The following is a 17,176-nucleotide window of genomic DNA, read 5'->3' as shown; positions in this document are numbered from 1 at the left end:
TTGTTTCGCTTCGCCGATTTTCCAAGGAACGTCTTCATGCAGCTTCGTCTTTCCGCGTCCCTGCTCGCGCTCGCCCTGCTGGCCGGCTGCGCCAGCTCGCCCCGCCAACCCGTCGCAGCGACGCCCGCCGCACCGGCGACGACGGTCGCCGTCGCCGCCAACGACAACCTGAATGCCGTGGCCTGGAGCCAGGCCGCGATCGAGCACGACCTGATCTACCTGCAGACCTACCGCGACGCCCAGGCGCGTCTGCTGGCCGCACTGCACGACCCGCACTGGGACGCGCTGGGCAAGGGCGACCGCACCACCCCGCTCAAGGGCCTGAAGCCGGCGGTGATCCTGGACATCGACGAGACCGTACTGGACAACTCGCCGTTCGCCGCGCGCATGGTGCAAGGCAACCGCGAATACAACGAGGCCGAGTGGGCCGCCTGGTGCCGGGAGGAAAGCGCCCGCGCGCTGCCCGGCGCGGTCGAGTTCACCCGCTTCGCCGCGCAGCACGGCGTCGAGGTGATCTACATTTCCAACCGCGCCAGGGACCTGGACCAAGCCACCCTGGCGAACCTGCGCAAGGCCGGGTTCCCGGTCAGCGGCCCGCAATCGTTCCTCGGCCTCGGCACCGTGGTCGAGGGCTGCGAGCAGGCCGGCAGCGAGAAGGGTTGCCGCCGCCAGCTGGTCGCGCAGCATTACCGCGTGCTGATGCAGTTCGGCGACCAGATCGGCGATTTCGTCGACGTCCTCGCCAACACCGCCGCCGGTCGCCGCCAGGCCGTCGCCGACTATCTGCCGTGGATCGGCACCCGCTGGTTCGTGTTGCCCAACCCCACCTACGGTTCATGGGAGCCCGCCCTGTTCGACAATGACTGGGGCGCTTCGCCCGAACAGCGGCGGCGACTGAAGATTGAGGCACTTCGCCGTCAATAAGAACATCAAAAACATTAAGTTATGAAGTAATACAAAAGTATTGCCTTAGCTTTAACGGACAAGTAATATCCCGTCTGCCAACCCTGCTGACCAAGACTTTTGCAGGCAAGGCCATTTCCCTTCCGGCACTGCCGGATTTCCCCGCGAGGCCAACGCCCGCGGGGTTTTCTTTTGGCATCGCGAAAACTTGCGCACCGCCCTTGTTTCGCTGCCGCCGCGCCCCTTACCCTGCGTGTTCACCCTGCCCCGTGGCGCCTTCCTCGCCACCGCCCACCGCGAGAGTCCGCCCGATGCGCCTGCCTTCCCTTCGCCACGCGATGCTGCTGTTTGCGGCGCTGCTGCTGGGCGCCTGCCACGACAAGGACCAGGCGGCGCAGGCGGGCGGCGGCACGCCGGAGGCGGCGGTGCAGGCCTCGATCGACCTGCTCAAGGCTGGCGATGTCGACGGCCTGTGGAAGCACGTGCTGCCGCCGGCCGATTACGCCAACATGCGCGCCGATTGGCGCCTGCAGCAACGGGACCTGCCGCCGCCCGCGGCCAGGGACCGCGCCCGTTTCGACGAGGCAATGCGGAAACTCACCGAACCGGACGCGGAGAACCGGTTGTACGCCGAACTGCAGCCGAAGCTGGCCGCGATGGAGCAGCAGTACGCAGATCAGTTGCCGGTACTGATCAGCGTAGGCGATGCGATGCTGAAAAGCGTCGTCGCGCAGAGCCGGACCCTCAGCGAAGCGCAGAAGGCCCAGGCCGGCAACGTGCTCGACGTGCTGCAGCCGTGGGCGCAGCAGACGCCGTGGTTCGACCGGGCCAGGGCGAAGCAGGCAGTCGGCGTGGCCGTGGCGACGGCGCGCCAGCTGGACCTGAAGGACCCCGACCAGCTGCGCGCGATGGATTTCGACGCCGCCATGGGCAAGTACGCCGTTGCCTGGGGCGGCCTCAAGCAGTTGCTGGCGATCTACGGCCTGTCGGTGGACGACACGCTGGACTCGGTCCGGCTCACCCCGCTCTCCAACCGCGATGGCCATGCCGTGGTGAGGATCGACTACACCCTGCTCGGCAAGCCGCTGTCGACCGAATCGACACTGGTGCAGGAAAACGGCCGCTGGTACAGCGAAGACCTGCTGCAGAACGCGCGCCAGTCGCACCGGCAGCTGCAGCAGCAGGCCGCCGCGGCCGGTGCCGCCGACACCGTTACGAAAGACTGAACGACGCAGCCGTTAGAATAAGCGGATGCAAATGACTACCGTCGCGGACTCCCCCGCCCGTCCACGCGCCCCCTGGTGGTTCAACCTGGCCGGCCAGCTGCTGCAGCCGTGGGTGCGCATCCGCCGCGATCCGGCCGAGCCCGCCTCCCTGCTGCGCGCCGGCGTGCCGGTCTGCTACGTGATCGAGCGCGATGGCTTCTCCGACGCGCTGATCCTGCAGCGCGCCTGCCGCGAGGCCGGCCTGCCCAACCCGATGCAGCCGCTGGCCGGCACCCGCCGGCGCCGCTCGGTGTTCGCGCTGGCCCGGCGCGACGGCAGCCTGCTCGGCCGCAACCGCAAGCGCAACCCGAACGAGCCGCTGCGGCAGCTGGTGCACTCGCTGGAAGGCATGCCCGAGCGCGACATCCAGATCGTGCCGGTGTCGATCTACGTCGGCCGCGCGCCCAGCCGCGACAGCGGCTGGTTCCGCGTGCTGTTCTCGGAAAACTGGGTGATGGTGGGCCGCTTCCGCCGGATGCTCGCGCTGCTGCTGAACGGGCGCGACACGGTGGTGCATTTCTCCGCACCGGTGTCGCTGCGCCAGACACTGGACGAATCCGGCGGGATCACCCCGGAGCGCTTCTCGCGCAAGGTCGCGCGGGTGCTGCGCACGCACTTCCATCGCATCCGCGCCGCGGTGATCGGGCCGGACCTGTCGCATCGGCGCACGGTGGTCGACGCGGTGCTGAACGCCGAGCCGGTGCGCGCCGCGATCGCCGCCAGCGCCGCCAAGGAAAAGACCAGCTACGCCAAGGCCTGGCGCAAGGCGCACAAGCTGGTGCTGGAGATCGCCGCCGACTACTCGCATCCGGTGGTGCGCTCGGCCTCGTTCCTGCTCGGCAACTTCTGGAACAAGCTGTACGACGGCATCTCGATGCACCACTTCGACAAGGCCCGAGCCGCCGCGCCCGGCCACGAGGTGATCTACGTGCCCTGCCACCGCAGCCACGCCGACTACCTGCTGATGAGCTACCAGCTGCACGTGTCCGGCGTGGTGGTGCCGCACATCGCCGCCGGAGTGAACCTCAACCTGCCGGTGATCGGGCCGATCCTGCGCCGCGGCGGCGCGTTCTTCCTGCGCCGCAGCTTCAAGGGCAACGCACTGTACTCGGTGATCTTCAACGAATACGTGGCGCAGCTGATCGACCGCGGCGTGCCGATGGAGTACTTCATCGAGGGCGGCCGCTCGCGCACCGGCCGCCTGCTGGCGCCGCGCGCCGGCATGCTGGCAATGACCATCCGCGCGTTCCTGCGCGCGCCGCGCCGGCCGGTGCTGTTCCAGCCGGTGTACATCGGCTACGAGAAGCTGATGGAGGGCAAGAGCTACATCGGCGAACTTTCCGGCCAGCCGAAGGAGAAGGAATCGCTGCTCGGCCTGCTGCGCGGCCTGAAGGTACTGCGCGAACGCTACGGCCACGTGGCGCTGAACTTCGGCGAGCCGATCGAGCTGACCCCGCTGCTGGACGCGGCCAGCAATGACTGGCGCGCCGCCGGCACCGACCCCGAGACGAAGCCGGAATGGCTCGGGGCGGTCACCGACCGCCTCGCCGAACAGATCCAGGTCAACATCAACCGCGCCGCCGACGTCAACCCGATCAACCTGCTGGCGCTGGCCCTGCTGGCCACACCGAAGCACGCGATGGCCGAGAGCGACCTGCTGACCCAGCTCGAGCTGGGCAAGGCGCTGCTGGAGGAGCTGCCGTATTCGGATCGGATCACGCTGACCCCGATGAACCCGACCGCGATCGTCGCCTACGGCGAGCAGATGGGCTGGATCCAGCGCGTGCGGCACCCGCTCGGCGACGTGCTCACCGCCACCGGCGAGCGCGCGGTGCTGCTCAGCTACTTCCGCAACAACGTGCTGCACCTGACCGCCACCGCTGCGTGGGTGGCCTGCTGCTTCCTCAACAACCGCCGCATGTCGCGCCCGTCGATCCTGCGGCTGGGCCGGATCATCTACCCGTTCATCCAGGGCGAGCTGTTCCTGCCGTGGGACGCCGACGGCTTCGTCGCGCAGCTGCAGGCCACCATTGATTTCTTCGTGCGCCGCGGCCTGCTCGAATCCACCAACGACGGCCGCAGCCTCGAGCGCAGCCCCGGCCAGGACGACGGCGCCTTCCAGCTCAAGGTGATCGCGCGCAGCCTGGTCCAGGCCTTCGAGCGCTACTACATCACCATCGCCGCGCTGGCCAAGAACGGCCCGCACACGATGACCGCCGCCGAGCTGGAGAGCGCCTGCACGCTCACCGCGCAGCGGCTGTCCCTGCTCAACGAGCTGACCGCGCCGGAATTCTTCGACAAGGCGCTGTTCCGCGGCTTCATCCAGAAGCTGCGCGAGCGGCGCATCGTGTGGACCGACGACGCCGGCAAGCTCGACTACGACGCCGCGCTGGAAGGCATGGTGCGCGACGCGCGGGTGATCCTCTCGCGCGAGGTGCGCCATTCGATCCTGAAGATCACCCCCGGCGGCGACCGCGAAGCCACCGAGCCCGCCCGCCTCCCCGCCGACAGCGACGTCGCCGCGCTGCACGAACGCCACGTCGACGCCGAACGCCGCGAACACGAGCGGCGCAGCGGCGACGACCGTCGCGACCCGTCGTCCGACGACTGACCACGGCGTTCCTGTAGCATTGCCCGCCATGAACGAACAGCCCCGAACCCCGCCCGGGTCGACCACCCACTTCGGCTTCCGCGACGTGCCGGTCGCCGACAAGCAGAAACTGGTCGGCCAGGTGTTCACCTCGGTCGCGAAGAGCTACGACCTGATGAACGACCTGATGTCGTTCGGCATCCACCGGCTGTGGAAGCGGCACTTCGTGGCGGTCAGTGGCGTGCGCCGCGGCGACCGCGTGCTGGACCTGGCCGGCGGCACCGGCGACATCGCCGCGCTGCTCAAGCCGGTGGTGGGCGACGAGGGCGAGGTGGTGGTCGGCGACATCAACGCGGCGATGCTCGGCGTGGGCCGCGACCGCCTCATCGACCGCGGCCTGGTCGGCGGGCTGCGCTGGGCCCAGCTGAACGCCGAGGCGCTGCCGTTCCCGGACAACAGTTTCGACGCGGTGACCATGGCGTTCGGCCTGCGCAACGTCACCGACAAGGACAAGGCACTGGCCGACATCTGCCGCGTGCTGAAGCCCGGCGGCCGCGCGCTGGTGCTGGAGTTCTCGAAAGTGCAGAACGAGCTGTTCGGCAAGCTGTACGACTTCCACTCGTTCAAGGTGCTGCCGAAGCTGGGTCAGTTGTTCGCCGGCGACGCCGACAGCTACCAGTACCTCGCCGAGTCGATCCGCAAGCACCCCGACCAGGAAACCCTCAAGGGCATGATGGAGCGCGCCGGCTTCGGCCGCGTCGAGGTGCGCAACCTCACCAACGGCGTGGTGGCGATCCATCGCGCGTACAAGTTCTGAGCGTCTGATCCAGATCAGTGGCCGCCGGCGGGGTGCGGCGTATGTTGGGCGCTCCCTTACTGCGAGCACCCACTCATGTCCATCGATGCCGTTGCCGAACAGCACACCCACCTCTTCGACGCCCGCGGCGTGGCGCGGCGCTTCCGTCACTCGGCGATCTTCGGTGCGATCGGCGCGCTGCGCTCGGGCGAGACCATGCGCTTCGTCAACGACCACGACCCGATCCCGCTGATCGCCCAGCTGCGCGAGCGCCTCGGCGACAACCTCACCGTGACCTATCGTCAGCGCGACGCCGACGCAGTGGTGATCGACTTCGGCATCACCGGCCTGCCGACCGAGTGAGCGGCGCCGACGCATGAACTATCCCGCGTTCTACGACCAGGCGCCGCGCATCCGCATGCGCGACCCGCTGGCGGCCTTCCTCGGCGCCGCCGACGACGGCCTGCTGGAATATGCCTACGTCGACGCCGTGCGGCTGGCCGGCCATTCCTGCCCCACCGTGGCCGGCGCCTGGTTGATGGCGCGCAGCGCACTGCAGGCGTTGTATCCGGACGAACCGGCCGAGCGCGGAGGCATCACGGTGCACATGCCGGCGGCCGAGAGCGAGGGTGTCACCGGCGTCATCGCGCAGGTGCTGACCCTGGTCACCGGCGCCGCGGCCGGCAACGGCTTCCACGGCATCGGCGGTCGTTTCGTGCGCCAGGCGCTGCTGAGCTACGCGGCCGCGTCGGGTGCCGGCGCGGTGCAGTTCCGCCGTCGCGACAACGGTGCCACCGTGGCGGTGGAACTGGACCTGTCCACGGTGCCGGCGGCGCCGAACCTGCGCGAACTGATGGTTGGCGCATTGCAGCCCGGCGCCGGCGCGGAGCAGCGTGCCGCTTTCGCGCAAGCCTGGCAGGGCCGCGTGCAGCGCCTGCTGCTGGAGCACGCGGACGACCCGCAGGTGCTGCGCCTGACCCGGCTGAACTGAGCGGCCGCCTTCAGGCCTGTTCGCAGGTCCGCGCACACGACGCTGCCGCGACCGCCGTCGGCGGCGCCGGGCGCCGCCGCGCGTTCGCCAGCACCACGCCGCCCACGGTGATCGCGCCGCCGACCAGGATCAACGCGTTCGGCACCTCGTGCAGCCACAGCCAGCCGATCAGCAGCGCGATCGGCGGCGACAGGTAGATGAAGCTGCTGACCCGCGACGCCGACGCGCGGTTCACCGCCATGTTCCACGCCAGGTAGCCGACGAAGGTCGGCGCGATGCCCAGCCACAGCAGCGCGCCGATGCGCGCCCACGACGCCGCCGCCAGCGCCTGCGGCAGGTGCCAGCCGAACGGCAGTGCGGCGAGCGTGCCGGCGTAAAACGCGAACGCGGTGACGCCGAGCATGCTGTTGCGCGCGAACAAGGCCTTCTGGCCCACGAAGAAGATTGCCGAGACAGCCACGCACACCAGCACCAACAGGGCATGCGGATCCATCTCCACGCGCTGCCCGCTGGCCAGCACCACCAGCACGGTGCCGAGCAGGGCCACCGCCAGGCCGATCCAGGTGCGCAGCGTCAGCCGTTCGCGCAGCCACAGCGCCGACACCGCCGCGGTCGCGGCCGGCACCAGCGAGATCAGGATCGAGGCGGTGCCGCTGGCGATCCGCGTCTCGGCGTAGTTCAGGCACAGGTGGTAGACGGTGAGACCAAGCACGCCGAGCAGCGCCAACTGCGGCCAGTCGCGCCGCGCCGGCAATGGCACGCGCTTCACCCGCAGCAGCGCGGCGAAGCACAGTGAGCCGATCGCCAGCCGCGCGAACGCCACTTCGCCCGGGGTGAACGCGGGCAAGGCATAGGCGATCGCGGCGTACGCCGACGACCAGGTCAGCAGGGCAATCGCGATGGCGAGCAGGGCGCGGCCATCGAGACGTTCAACGGTATCCATGGGGACGGATTCCTGGGGCGGGGAAGTGCGCATCCTAGTCTTGCCGGTGGCGCCGGTGAATAATGCATCGACGTGTTTTCCCGCTGTTTCGCCAGCGATCGAATCAACTCGCAAGGTATTCCGCCATGGAATCGAAGGTCATGGACACCAGGCCCGAACTGGACGGCAAGGACTGGCAACTGCTGGAAGCGCTGCAACAGGACGCGCGCCTGGGCTATGCCGAACTGGGCCGCAAGGTGCGCCTGTCCGCGCCGGCGGTGGCCGAACGGGTGAAGCGGCTGGAAGAGGCCGGGGTGATCAGCGGCTATCGCGCCACGGTCGACCCGAAGCGCCTCGGCTACGGCATCAGTGCGATGATCCGGCTGCGCTGCGACGGCGCCACCTGCGCGCGCATCGGCGCGCTGGTGGAAGACATTCCCGAGGTGCTCGAATGCCGCCGCCTGGCCGGCGAGGATTCGGCCCTGCTGCACGTGGTGGCGATGTCGATCGGCCATCTCGAAGCCGTGCTCGACCGGCTGCTGAAGACCAGCGCCAGCACCAGCACCACCACCCTGATCGTGCTGCAGACGCCGCACGAGCACCGCCCGCTGACCCGCGCGATGTGGACCGCGGCGCGCGCGATGTCGACCGACTGACCCCTTTCCTCTTCGCAAGACCAGGCCAATGACCGATCCGACCGACCGACCGCACCCGCCACCACCCGCCGACGGCCCGGCCAATCCCGAACGCCGGCGCCTGCTCGGCGGCCTCGCGCTGGCTGGCGCCGCGCTCACCGTCGGCGGCTGCAAACCGTTCGGCGAACGCCCGCCGGCGTCGGCCTCCACGGCCGCCGACGCTGCGCTCGACGCACTGCTGCGCCGGCACATCCGCCACGTGGTGGTGCTGTACGCCGAGAACCGCAGCTTCAACAACCTGTTCGCGGGCTTCCCCGGCCTGGCCCAGCCGCTGCAGGCGCTCGACTCGCCGGCCTATCGCCAGCGCGACCGCGACGGCCGCCTGCTCGACGCGCTGCCGCCGATCTGGGGCGGCCTGGCGCCGCAACCGCAAATCGTCGACGGCCGCCACTACCAGATCGACGAACAGGCGATCAGCGGCCTGCCGAACCGCCCGTTCGCGCTCGCCACGCCGGACGGCGCGCCGCTGCCGCACGGCGTGATCACCCGCGACCTGGTGCACCGCTTCTACGAGAACCAGCTGCAGATCAACGGTGGCCGCAACGACGGCTTCGTCGCCTGGGGCAATACCGGCGCGATGACCATGGGCCACTACGCCGACAGCGCGGCGAAGCTGCGGCTGTGGCAGCTGGCCCGCCGGTACACCTTGTGCGACAACTTCTTCATGGGCGCGTTCGGCGGCTCGTTCCTCAACCACCAGTACCTGGCCGCGGCGCAGCCGCCGTTCTACCCGCACGCGGACCGCAGCCCGGCGAAACTCCAGATCGCCACGCTGGAAGGCAGCGACCCCACCGGCATCCGGCCGAAGCTGGCCGAGGACTCGCCGGCCAGCGCGATGCAGGGCCGCGCGAAATTCGTCACGTACGACGCGCTCACGCCCGACTTCTGGGCGGTCAATACGATCGGCCCGGCCTACGCACCGGGATTCAGCCGCGACCAGCACGACCCGCGCCTGGCCGACGCGACCAGCCCGAACACGCTGCCCGCGCAGGACCACGCCACCATCGGCGACGTGCTGTCCGCCGCCGGCGTCGACTGGGCCTGGTACGCCGGCGCCTGGCAGCTGGCGCTGGACGGCCGCGGCGACGGCGACCACCGCGCGTTCCCGGAGGTGCCGAACTTCCAGCCGCACCACCAGCCGTTCAACTACTTCCGCCAGTTCGCGCCCGGCACGCCGGCGCGCGCGCGGCACCTGCGCGACGCCGGCACCGGCAGCGAGGCGGCCACCAACCACTTCATCGCCGCGGCCGCCGCCGGCACGCTGCCGCCGGTGACGTTCTACAAGCCGCAGGGCGACCTCAACATGCACGCCGGCTACGCCAGCGTGGACGCCGGCGACCGCCACCTGGCGCAAGTGGTCGAGGCGCTGCAGGCCAGCCCGCTGTGGCCGAACATGCTGGTGCTGATCACCGTCGACGAGAACGGCGGCTGGTGGGACCACGTGGCGCCGCCGAAGGGCGACCGCTGGGGGCCGGGTACGCGCATTCCCGCGCTGGTGGTGTCGCCGTTCGCGAAAAAGGGTTTCGTCGACCACACGATCTACGACACCGGCTCGATCCTGCGCTTCATCACCCGCCGCTTCGGCCTGCAGAAACTGCCCGGCCTCGCGCTGCGCGAGGAAGCGATGATCGCCGCCGGCGGCCCACCGCCCGGCGACCTCACCGCCGCGTTGCAATTCGACTGAGAAGAGCACCCCCTCCCAACCTCCCCCTGCAGGCAGGGGGAGGAGCAAAGCAAGTCGCCGCTATTCCCTCCCCTGCTCCGCAGGGGAGGGTAGGGTGGGGTCCCCGCCCAAAACCCCATCGAAGTCCGATTTGGGAACCCCAAAACTTCCCCGTAAGCTGCAACCTTCGAGCGAAACACCAGGAACCGCCATGCGCGAGCTGTACCCCGAGATCGAGCCATACCGTACCCACCGCATCGCCGTCGACGCAGTACACACCCTGTACGTGGAGGAATGCGGCAACCCTGCCGGCCTGCCGGTGGTGTTCCTGCATGGCGGCCCGGGCGCGGGGCTGTCGGCCTATCACCGCCGCTTCTACAACCCGGCCTACTACCGCATCGTGCTGTTCGACCAGCGCGGCGCCGGCCAGTCCACCCCGTTCGCCGAACTCACCGACAACACCACCTGGCACCTGGTCGCCGACATCGAGACGATCCGCGAGCAGTTGGAGATCGAGCGCTGGGTGGTGTTCGGCGGCTCCTGGGGCTCGACCCTGGCGCTGGCCTATGCGCAGACGCACCCCGAGCGCGTGCTCGGCCTGGTGCTGCGCGGCATCTTCCTGGGCCGGCCGCAGGAGCTGCGCTGGTTCAACGAGCTGGACGGCGGCGCCTCACAGATCTTCCCCGAGCGCTGGGAGCGTTTCCTCGATTTCATTCCCGAGGCCGAGCGCGGCTCGATGCTGGATGCCTACTGGAGCCGCCTGACCAGCGACGACGAAGCCACCCGGCTCGCCGCGGCGCGGGCGTGGAGCGCGTGGGAGGGCGGCTGCACCACGCTGCTGCACGATCCCGAGGCCGGCGGCGACTTCGAGGACCCGCACAAGGCGGTCAGCCTGGCGGTGATGGAGGCGCACTATTTCCGCCACAACATCTTCCTCGAACCCGACCAGCTGCTGCGCGACATCGGCCGCATCCGCCACCTCCCCGCCACCATCGTGCACGGCCGCTACGACATCATCTGCCCGATGAAGAGCGCCTACGACCTCGCCCGGGCCTGGCCCGAGGCGCAGCTGCACGTGGTGCTGGCCGGCCACAGCGCCACCGACCCGGCGATCGTCGACCAGCTGGTGGAAGCCACCGACCGGCTGGCGGACCGCTACTGCTGAAGCCGCCAGCCACCCGGGAGGGAAGCTTGCGCCTGCCGGGCAGGCCCGCCCTCCTCCCGGTGATCGCCACGTTCTGGCTGATGGTGGCCAAGCCGGCGCTGTGGGGTTGAGCATCGTTGCTCAAGCGTCGCTGGCGGCAACGTGCCCGACCACCCAGCGGCGGAAACCGGCGTCGTCGAGCGGGCGGCTGATCAGGTAGCCCTGCAGGCCATCGCAATCCATCTGCTCCAGCGCCAGGCGCTGGAACGCGCTCTCCACGCCCTCGGCCACCGCCACCATGCCCAGCCGGTGCGCCACGTCGATGATGAAGCCGGCCAGCGGGTTGCCGCTATCGGCGTGCAGCTCGCCGACGAAGGCACGGTCGATCTTGATCACGTCCAGCGGCAGGCGCTGCAGGTAGCTCAGCGAGGAGTAGCCGACGCCGAAGTCGTCCAGCGCCAGCTTGAAGCCGGCGCCGGCCAGCTGGCGCAGCGTGGCCTGCGCGCCATCGAAGTCCTGCAGCAGGGCGCTCTCGGTCAGCTCCAGGGTCAGCCGCTCCGGCGCGACGCCGGCTTCGCGCACCTGCGCGACGAGCCGGGTGGCGTAGTGCGGGTGGGCGAGCTGCCAGGCGCTCACGTTGACCGCCAGGGTCCGGCCGCAGGGGACGCCGTCGCGATCCCACGCGCGCAGGTGGGCGCAGGCCTCGTCGACGACCCAGGCGCCGAGCGCGTGGATCAGGCCGGTCTCCTCGGCCAGCGGGATGAACTTCTCCGGCGCCACCTCGCCCAGTTGCGGGTGCCGCCAGCGCAGCAGCGCCTCGGCGCCCAGCAGTTCGCCATCGACGCTGATCTGCGGCTGGAAATGCAGGGCGAACTGCGTACCCATGCAGTCCTGTTCCAGCGCCGCGCGCAGGCCGCGCTCCAGGCTCAGGCGGCGGTCGGCTTCCTGCTGCATCGGCGGCAGGAACACCCGCACGGTGTTGCGCCCGGCCGCCTTGGCCCGGTACAGCGCGATGTCGGCCCGGCGCAGCAGGTCGGCCACGTCCGCTTCGCCGTCGGGATACACCGCCACGCCCACGCTGGCGCCCACCCCGAGCACGTGCCGCTCCTCCGTCACCGGCTCGGACACCACCGCGATCATGTCCTGCGCCACCCGTTCGGCGCGCACCAGCATCTCCGGCGGCGTGCGCTCGCGCAGCCCCAGCATCAGCACGAACTCGTCGCCGCCCAGACGCGCCAGCATCGCATCGGGCGGCGTCGCGGCGCGCAGGCGCCCGGCCATGGCCTGCAGCAGGCGGTCGCCGACGTGATGGCCGAGGCCGTCGTTGATGGTCTTGAAGTTGTCCAGGTCGATCAGCAGCAAGGCGCCGCAACCGCCGTAGGCCAGCGCGTCGCCATGCCACTCGGCAAGGCGCTTCAACGCGCTGGCGCGGTTGGGCAGGTCGGTGAGGCCGTCGTGGTAGGCAAGATGGCGCAGGCTCTGCTCGGCGGCGCGGCGGGTATGTTCTTCGACCTCCAGTTGCCGCCGGGCATGTTCGAGCTGCACCGTGCGCTGGTGCATCCGCGCCGCCAGCGACAGGCTCATCAGCAGCACGAAGGGCAGGAAGGCGAAGGCATCCAGGTACGGGGCCCGGTGCCTGAGCAGGTCGACCACGATGTCGCCCCACAGCAAGGCGACGAACTGCGCCAGCAGGCAGCCGCCGAGCAGTACCGCACGCAGCGCATCGCCGCCGTGATACTGCGCCCACGCGCGGCCGAGCGCCCACAGGAAAACCGCGTAGCTGGCCACATGGAACGCGATGCCCCAGGCCGACCCCGCGCCGATGACGCTGTACAGCTGCTCGCCCCAGGGCAGCACGACGGGCTGGCCGGCTTCCAGTTGCGAGAAGAACAAGGTGTTCGGCGCGGTCTGGTTGGCCCACAGTAAAACCGCCACCAGCAGGCTCATCCCGACCAGCGCGCGCCAGCGGGTGCCGGCACCGGTGTAGGCGCGGATGAACACCACCATCGGCACGAAACTGGCGATGGCCGCCGCGATCATCCAGCGCAAGGCGGCGGTGGCCTGCGCCAGGTCGCCGGCACGGAACAGCAGCACGTTGCCCAGCGCCAGCCCGGCAATGCACAGGCACAACGCCGCGTAGGAAAGATAGATGCCCTCGCCCCGCCGCCACAGGCCGATGACCATGAACTGCACGCCGGAGGCGAACGCGATGCCGGTGGTGGCGATCAAGGCCGCGATGAAGTAGCCGGTCGCCGGTGCATCTGCGCCAATCAGCATGCCTCCCTCCCTCAGGTCCAGGCTACCGACGCGCCGCCGTCGGTCATGACGCCACCCGCTCGGCAAGCTAGCACCTTTCGTCGACAAGAAAACAGTTCGCGCGGCACGCCATCCGCCACCGGGCCTGACCTTCCGTCACGGGCCAGCCAGGGCGATGCGGTGGCATACTCGCCTTTCCCCCGCATCCGGAGCCGCTGCATGCGCCTGCTTTCCGTCCTCGCCCTCGGCACCCTCGTGCTGCCGTTGGCCGCCCGCGCCAACGACCCGAACTCCTACGCCCAGCCCGAGCAGGTGCGCGTGACGCATCTGGACCTGGACCTGACGATCGACTTCCCGCGCAAGCAGCTCGACGGCCAGGCCACGCTGAAGCTGGACTGGATGGATCCGAAGGCGCAGTCGCTGGTGCTGGACACGCGCGACCTGCAGATCGCCAAGGTCGAGGCGCTGGCCGCCGACGGCAAGGCCACGCCACTTAAGTACGCGCTGGCCCCGCGCGACAAGGTGCTGGGCAGCAAGCTGACCATCGCCACGCCGAAGCGCCCGGCGCTGGTGCGCATCGTCTACACCACCTCGCCCGAGGCGTCCGGCCTGCAGTGGCTGACCCCGGTACAGACCGCCGACAAGAAGCTGCCCTTCATGTTCTCGCAGTCGGAATCCATCCACGCGCGCTCGTGGGTGCCGCTGCAGGATTCGCCGGCGGTCCGCTTCACCTACGACGCCCGCGTCACCGCGCCGAAGGACGTGCGCGTGGTGATGAGCGCGATCAACGACGCGAAGCATCCGCTGGATGGCGATTTCAAATTCGACCAGCCGCATCCCATCCCGTCCTATCTGCTGGCGATCGCCGCCGGCGACCTCGCGGTGAAGGAGACCGGGCCGCGTTCGGCGGTCTATGCGGAACCGTCGGTGGTCGACAAGGCCGCCCATGAATTCGAGGACACCGAGAAGCTGATCGCCGCCACCGAACAGCTGTACGGCCCGTACGCATGGGGCCGCTACGACATCCTGGTACTGCCGCCGTCGTTCCCGTTCGGCGGCATGGAAAACCCGAACATGACCTTCGCCACGCCGACCGTGCTGGTCGGCGACAAGAGCCTGGTCTCGCTGGTCTCGCACGAGCTGGCCCACTCGTGGTCGGGCAACCTGGTCACCGCGGCGGCATGGCGCGACATCTGGCTCAACGAGGGCTTCACCACCTACGTGCAGGGCCGCATCACCGAGTCGGTGTACGGCAAGGCACTGGCCGACGAGGAGGCGCTGCTGTCGGCGCGCGCGCTGCAGAAGAGCATCGGCGCGATGCCGGCCAACGCGCAGAAGCTGGCACCCGATCCGCGCGGCATCGGCGCCGACGACTCGCTGTCCGACGTGGCCTACGACAAGGGTTCGTGGTTCCTGCGCACGCTGGAGCAGCGCTTCGGCCGCACGGCGTTCGACGCCTACCTCAAGGGCTACTTCCACCACTTCGCGTTCCGGAGCATCACCACCGAGCAGATGCTCGACTACCTGAAGCCGAACCTGATCGAAAAGCACCCCGGCAAGATGGGCTGGGACGAGGTGAAGGCCTGGGTCTACGGCGAAGGCATCCCGCAGAATGCGCCGCTGCCCGACTCGCCGCGCTTCAACGCGATCGACCGCGAGCGCAGCGACTTCCTCGCCGGCAAGCTGGCTGCGGGCTCGCTCGACGCCAAGGGTTGGAACACGCAGGAATGGATGTACTTCCTCGACCGCCTGCCCGACGCGCCGCCGCTGGCGAAGATGCAGGAACTCGACGCCGCCTGGCACCTCACCGGCACGCCGAACGCGGAAATCGGCATGCGCTGGTACAGCCACGCGATCGCCGCCGGCGACAAGGCCGTGTGGGACGCCGCCGCCGAGCACATGACGCGGATCGGCCGCATCTACCTGACCACGCCGCTGTACAAGGCGTTCGCGAAGACGCCGGAAGGGCTGGCCTACGCCGAGCAGGTCTACGCCAGGGCCAAGGCCGGCTACCACCCGCTGACCCAGCAGGTGATCGAAGGCATCCTCGCCAAGGCGAAGCAAGCGAAGTGATTGCTGCTCCTCCCCCTGCTCCGCAGGGGGAGGCTGGGAGGGGGTAGCGCTTTTGATCTTCGACCAGGGTCAAGAGCGACCCCACCCCAACCCTCCCCTGCGATGCAGGGGAGGGAGCCCAACCTGCCACATTCCAAGAAGCCACCATGCCGCCATCGACGAACAGCACCACCCCGCTCTGGAAACGCATGCTGCTGCGCCGGCTGAAATTCCTGGCGTGGCTGGTGGCGCTGCTGGTCATCGTGCTGGGCGGCAGCTACCTGTTCGCGCCGCAGTGGCTGCTGCAGGCGAACGTCACCCGCGAGGCGATGGCCGCGCACCTGGAGAAGCATTCGGTGCAGGCCGGCGACACGCACTGGGTCTACTACGAAGGCGGCCAGGGGCCGACCATCCTGCTGCTGCACGGCTTCGACGCCGACAAGAGCGTGTGGCTGCAGACGGCGAAGCTGCTCACGCCGCACTTCCACCTGATCATTCCCGACCTGCCCGGCTGGGGCCACTCCTCGCGGGTGCCCGGGGCCAGCTACGACATCGACGCCCAGGCCGGGCGCCTCGACGCGTTCGTGCAGACCCTGGGCCTGCAGCGCTTCGTGCTGGTCGGCCACTCGATGGGCGGCGCGATCGCCGGCGTGTACGCCAGCGACCATCCCGAACACGTGGCCGCACTGGCCCTGCTCGACGCGTTCGGCCTGAAGGGCAAGGAGAACGCGTTCGACCGCGATGCGCTGGCCGGCAGGAACCCGTTCGTGTACGACGACCGCGCCGGTTTCGAACGCGCCACCGCGCTGGCGTACGCGCAGCCGCTCGACCTGCCCGGCCGCTTCGTCGACGTGTTCGTCCAGCGCAACCAGCGCAACCGCAGCTTCATTGAGCGTACCTTCGACGAACTGCGCGAGCCCGGTCAGTACCTTTCCGTGCAGAAGCGGCTCGGCCGGCTCAGCATGCCGGTGCTGGGCCTGTGGTGCCATGACGACAGGATCGTGGACATTTCCGCGCTGGACAGCCTGCGCAACGGCCTGACCGCCGCCAGCGCGATCAGCACCAGCACCATCAACGGCTGCAACCACATGCCGATGCAGGAAAAGCCCGAGCAGACCGCGCAGATCCTCACCGGCTTCGCGCTGTCGCACTGAGCCATGCACGACATCCGCATGCAGGATGCTGAACGGACCACCGCCGCCCTCCCATGGCATTGTGAAATGCGTGTGACACCATGGGAGAATGCGGCGGTGACGCCGCAGTCTGGCGTACCCATGCGCGTGAAGGCAGGACGGTGCATCAAGTGATGAAGCGGAACCCTTGGCGCATCTTCGTGGACGCGGTCGTGCGGATGTCCGCCACCCGCGCCAATTACTGGGCCGAGTTCGGCGTGGACAGCGTGCTGTGCCTGTTGCTGCTGGTGCTGGGCTGGCGCAGCCATGCCGACGGCCCGCTGATCGCACTGCTGGCGCTCGGCCTGGGCCTGTTCGCCTTCAGCTTCATCGAGTACTTCTTCCACCGCTGGATGTTCCACACGCGGATCCCGCTGTTCGCGCAGGGTCACGAGCTGCACCACCAGCGGCCGCTGGGCTACGACTCGCTGCCGTTCTTCCTGCCGCCGGCGGTACTGCTGGCGCTGGCCGGCGTGTTCGTGCTGGTGATGCCCACCGGCTTCGCCCTGCTGCTGGCCAGCGCAATCACCTTCGGCTACATCGTCTACGGCCTGAGCCACTTCATCATCCATCACGTGCGCTTCAAGCAGCCGCTGCTGCGGCGCTGGGCCGGCGCCCATCACGTGCACCACTATCACCCCGAGAGCAACTTCGGCGTCACCACGCCGCTGTGGGACGTGCTGCTGGGTACGAAGTACGTGCGCCAGCCCAGAAACCACTGAGACGG

At 69.3% G+C, this 17,176-nt stretch carries 14 protein-coding genes; 12 read left to right on the top strand and 2 right to left on the bottom strand.

Annotated features, from left to right (window positions below; all coding sequences use genetic code 11):
* Window positions 1-36: 36 nt before the first annotated feature.
* The 6 genes from R5H19_RS01095 (at window position 37) to R5H19_RS01070 (ending at window position 6,545) form a co-directional block, all read left to right on the top strand.
* Window positions 37-924 (top strand): HAD family acid phosphatase, encoded by an 888-nt coding sequence (locus R5H19_RS01095; protein ID WP_318157124.1) that lies wholly within the window; start codon window positions 37-39, stop codon window positions 922-924.
* 290 nt (window positions 925-1,214) lie between these two features.
* The gene (locus tag R5H19_RS01090) at window positions 1,215-2,129 is read left to right on the top strand and encodes a hypothetical protein (protein ID WP_318157123.1); all 915 of its coding nucleotides are present in this window, start codon (window positions 1,215-1,217) and stop codon (window positions 2,127-2,129) included.
* 31 nt (window positions 2,130-2,160) lie between these two features.
* Window positions 2,161-4,779, top strand: coding sequence for a glycerol-3-phosphate 1-O-acyltransferase PlsB (plsB, locus tag R5H19_RS01085; protein ID WP_318157122.1), 2,619 nt, complete (start codon window positions 2,161-2,163; stop codon window positions 4,777-4,779).
* 28 nt (window positions 4,780-4,807) lie between these two features.
* Window positions 4,808-5,575: a bifunctional demethylmenaquinone methyltransferase/2-methoxy-6-polyprenyl-1,4-benzoquinol methylase UbiE gene (gene ubiE / locus R5H19_RS01080; protein ID WP_318157121.1), complete on the top strand. Its 768-nt coding sequence runs from the start codon at window positions 4,808-4,810 to the stop codon at window positions 5,573-5,575.
* Window positions 5,576-5,650: 75 nt separating this feature from the next.
* Complete coding sequence (locus tag R5H19_RS01075) at window positions 5,651-5,917, top strand: DUF2249 domain-containing protein (RefSeq protein WP_318157120.1); 267 nt, start codon at window positions 5,651-5,653, stop codon at window positions 5,915-5,917.
* A gap of 13 nt (window positions 5,918-5,930) precedes the next feature.
* Window positions 5,931-6,545, top strand: coding sequence for an FmdE family protein (locus tag R5H19_RS01070; protein ID WP_318157119.1), 615 nt, complete (start codon window positions 5,931-5,933; stop codon window positions 6,543-6,545).
* A 10-nt stretch (window positions 6,546-6,555) separates the two neighbouring features.
* Here the strand turns inward: R5H19_RS01070 and R5H19_RS01065 are convergent, their stop codons facing one another.
* Window positions 6,556-7,488 (bottom strand): EamA family transporter, encoded by a 933-nt coding sequence (locus R5H19_RS01065; protein ID WP_318157118.1) that lies wholly within the window; start codon window positions 7,486-7,488, stop codon window positions 6,556-6,558.
* Window positions 7,489-7,628: 140 nt separating this feature from the next.
* Between R5H19_RS01065 and R5H19_RS01060 the strand changes: the two genes are divergently transcribed.
* From R5H19_RS01060 to pip, 3 genes are all read left to right on the top strand, one after another.
* The gene (locus R5H19_RS01060) at window positions 7,629-8,123 is read left to right on the top strand and encodes an Lrp/AsnC family transcriptional regulator (RefSeq protein ID WP_318158129.1); all 495 of its coding nucleotides are present in this window, start codon (window positions 7,629-7,631) and stop codon (window positions 8,121-8,123) included.
* Between the two features lie 28 nt (window positions 8,124-8,151).
* Complete coding sequence (gene acpA, locus R5H19_RS01055) at window positions 8,152-9,846, top strand: acid phosphatase (protein ID WP_318157117.1); 1,695 nt, start codon at window positions 8,152-8,154, stop codon at window positions 9,844-9,846.
* 190 nt (window positions 9,847-10,036) lie between these two features.
* Window positions 10,037-10,990, top strand: coding sequence for a prolyl aminopeptidase (pip, locus tag R5H19_RS01050; RefSeq protein ID WP_318157116.1), 954 nt, complete (start codon window positions 10,037-10,039; stop codon window positions 10,988-10,990).
* Between the two features lie 120 nt (window positions 10,991-11,110).
* Here pip and R5H19_RS01045 read toward each other — a convergent pair whose 3' ends face one another.
* Window positions 11,111-13,246 (bottom strand): EAL domain-containing protein, encoded by a 2,136-nt coding sequence (locus tag R5H19_RS01045; RefSeq protein ID WP_318157115.1) that lies wholly within the window; start codon window positions 13,244-13,246, stop codon window positions 11,111-11,113.
* Between the two features lie 198 nt (window positions 13,247-13,444).
* Here R5H19_RS01045 and R5H19_RS01040 point away from each other — a divergent pair, with 198 nt between their 5' ends.
* The 3 genes from R5H19_RS01040 (at window position 13,445) to R5H19_RS01030 (ending at window position 17,171) form a co-directional block, all read left to right on the top strand.
* The gene (locus tag R5H19_RS01040; protein WP_318157114.1) at window positions 13,445-15,298 is read left to right on the top strand and encodes a M1 family metallopeptidase; all 1,854 of its coding nucleotides are present in this window, start codon (window positions 13,445-13,447) and stop codon (window positions 15,296-15,298) included.
* 188 nt (window positions 15,299-15,486) lie between these two features.
* Window positions 15,487-16,431, top strand: a complete 945-nt coding sequence (locus tag R5H19_RS01035) for an alpha/beta fold hydrolase (RefSeq protein ID WP_318158128.1) — start codon at window positions 15,487-15,489, stop codon at window positions 16,429-16,431.
* A 152-nt stretch (window positions 16,432-16,583) separates the two neighbouring features.
* A complete protein-coding gene (locus tag R5H19_RS01030; protein WP_318157113.1) occupies window positions 16,584-17,171 on the top strand; it encodes a sterol desaturase family protein in 588 nt (195 codons plus the stop codon).
* Window positions 17,172-17,176: the final 5 nt, after the last annotated feature.

It is taken from the genome of Rhodanobacter sp. KK11 (genome assembly GCF_033345435.1).
In the GTDB taxonomy this organism is placed as follows: Bacteria; Pseudomonadota; Gammaproteobacteria; order Xanthomonadales; family Rhodanobacteraceae; genus Rhodanobacter.
This window is presented reverse-complemented; position numbering and strand designations above follow the sequence as displayed.